Origin of the sequence: Streptomyces sp. NRRL F-4489 (assembly GCF_001509485.1) — a bacterium.
Taxonomy (GTDB): Bacteria; Actinomycetota; Actinomycetes; order Streptomycetales; family Streptomycetaceae; genus Streptomyces.
Map to the genome: position 1 here is coordinate 1 of NZ_LLZI01000142.1, position 2,376 is coordinate 2,376.

3 protein-coding genes are annotated in these 2,376 nt (G+C 75.3%); 2 read left to right on the plus strand and 1 reads right to left on the minus strand.

Features of this window, described 5'->3' with window-relative positions:
• A partial coding sequence (locus tag ADL22_RS13325) for an NAD(P)H-dependent oxidoreductase (RefSeq protein ID WP_199836286.1) occupies positions 1 to 390 on the minus strand: 390 nt, incomplete at its 3' end.
• A 133-nt stretch (positions 391 to 523) separates the two neighbouring features.
• Between ADL22_RS13325 and ADL22_RS13330 the strand changes: the two genes are divergently transcribed.
• Both ADL22_RS13330 and ADL22_RS13335 read left to right on the plus strand, forming a co-directional pair.
• Positions 524 to 1,621, plus strand: coding sequence for a GlxA family transcriptional regulator (locus ADL22_RS13330; protein ID WP_079064093.1), 1,098 nt, complete (start codon positions 524 to 526; stop codon positions 1,619 to 1,621).
• Between the two features lie 4 nt (positions 1,622 to 1,625).
• Positions 1,626 to 2,376 (plus strand): DUF2797 domain-containing protein (locus ADL22_RS13335; RefSeq protein WP_079064094.1); only part of this gene is annotated, 751 nt, incomplete at its 3' end.

The following is a 2,376-nucleotide window of genomic DNA, read 5'->3' on the forward strand; positions in this document are numbered from 1 at the left end:
GCCGGTGGCCGGGTCGGTGTGGCCGAACGCGAAGCCCTTGACGAAGACCCGGTCGAACCACCCCTTGAGGATGGCGGGCATCCCGTACCACCAGAGGGGGAACTGCAGGACGAGGGTGTCGGCCCAGGCGAGTTTGCGCTGTTCGTCGGCGATGTCGGGGCTCAAGCGGCCGGTGGCGTAGGCGCGTTCGGAGGCGTCGCCGACCTGGAGGCGGTCGGACGGGTCGTGGTCGTAGTCGGCGGCGTCGACCACCGGGTTCCACTTCATGGCGTAGAGGTCGGAGAGCGTGTGCTCGTGGCCGTGCGCTTCGAGGGTGCGCAGGCCCTCCGTTCTCAGGGCGGCGTTCAGGGAGCGGGATTCGGGATGGGCGAACAGCCAGAGGACCTTCATGGCGTCCACTGTGGGGGAGGGGCGGGGGACGGACGAGTGGCCGGATGGTCATGGTGTGCAAGGATCGGGCCACGGGGCGGGCAGCGGTGGCGTACGGCGATGGCGTACGGCGAGGGTGTGCGGGGAGGCCGGTATGGCGCGGGAGTCGGGCGGGCGACGGCATCGGGTGGCGGTGCTGGTGCGGCCGGGGATGCTGCCGATCGAGGTGGGGATCGTGCACCGGATCTTCGGGGAGGCCAGGTCGGCGTCCGGGGAGTTGCTGTACGAGCTGGTGACCTGCGCGCTGGTGCCCGGGGAGGTGCGGACGGACACGGACTTCACGGTGAACGTGGCGCACGGCCCGGAGGCGCTGGAGACCGCGGACACGGTCGTACTGCCGGCGTCGTCGGTGGACTACGACCCGGGGACGGAGCAGCGGGAGGGGCGGCTGAGTCCGGCGATGGCCGCCGCGCTGGCGCGGATCCGGCCGGGGACGCGGATCGCGTCGATCTGCACCGGCGCGTTCGTCCTGGCCGCCGCGGGGCTGCTGGACGGGCGGCGGGCCACCACGCACTGGCGGTCGGTGGACGACTTCCGGCGGCTGTTCCCGCAGGTCGAGCTGGACGCCGATGTCCTGTACACCGACGAGGGGGACGTGCTGACGGCGGCCGGGGTGGCCTCGGGGGTGGACCTGTGCCTGCACATGGTGCGGTGCGACCACGGGGCGGCGGTGGCCAATGACGTGGCGCGGCGGACGGTGGTGCCGCCGCACCGGGAGGGCGGGCAGGCCCAGTACGTCCGGCGGCCGGTGCCGGAACCGCGGGTGTCGTCCACGGGGGCGGCGCGGGCCTGGGCGCTGGAGCATCTGGACCGGCCGCTGAGCCTGCGCGAGCTGGCGGCGCGGGAGGCGATGAGCGTACGGACCTTCACCCGGCGGTTCCGGGAGGAGGTGGGGATGTCGCCGGTGCAGTGGCTGACCCAGCAACGCATAGAGCGGGCACGGCAGTTGCTGGAGGAGACCGGCATGACGGTGGACCGGATCGCGGGCGTGGCGGGCTTCGGGACGGCGGCGTCGCTGCGGCAGCACTTCCAGGCGGCGCTGGGGGTGTCGCCGCGGGCGTATCGGAGCACGTTCCGGGGGCTGCGGGACGGGGGAGCGGACGCCGGCGCGGGGCCGGGGAGCGTGGATTCGCGGAGCGCGGGGTCGGTGGGCGCGGGCGCGGTCGGTTGTCAGTGGGCGGTCGTACGCTGACGGTGTGTGGCGATGTACGGGACCGCGCTGGTCGGGCGGCGGGCCGGGGGCCGGGGCCGAGGGGCGGTTCGGCCAGCGGCTCGGGTGGTACTGCGCGGAGCGGGACGCCGAGCGGGTGAGCCTGCTGCCGCCGGGGAAGGCGCTGGCCTTCGCGGCGGTCGGGGAGCGGCGGTGCCTGGGGGTGCGGCGGGCCGGGCGGTGGCTGGTGTGCCCGTACGGGGCGGTGCTGGAGAGCGAGGGGGTGGCCGATCAGTGCCCGCGGTGCGCGCGGCTGGACCGGTCGCGTTCGGTGGCGGCGGACACCATGGCCGATGACCCGCGGCCGTACGCCGTCTATCTGGCGTATTTCGGGCCCGGGCTGGTCAAGGTGGGGATCACGGCGGCGGAGCGCGGGGCGGCGCGGCTGGTGGAGCAGGGCGCGGTGGCGTACGCCTGGCTGGGGCGCGGGCCGCTGATGGCGGCGCGGCGGGCGGAGGCGGTGCTGGGGAGCGCGCTGGGGGTGCCGGACCGCTTCACCAAGGAGGCCAAGCGCGCGGCGCGTACGGCGCTGCCGCCGGTGGCGGAGCGGGCCGCGGAGCTGGCGCGGTTGCACGGTGCGGCGCGGGCGGTGGCGGGCTGGCCGGAGACGCTGGAGCCGGTGGAGTTCGCCTGGACGGACCATACGGAGCTGTTCGGGCTGGGGCGGATACCGGCGGCGGGTGGGGTGGTGGAGTCGGGCGGGTTGTCGGCGGGGGCGGAGATCGTGGGGGAGGTGG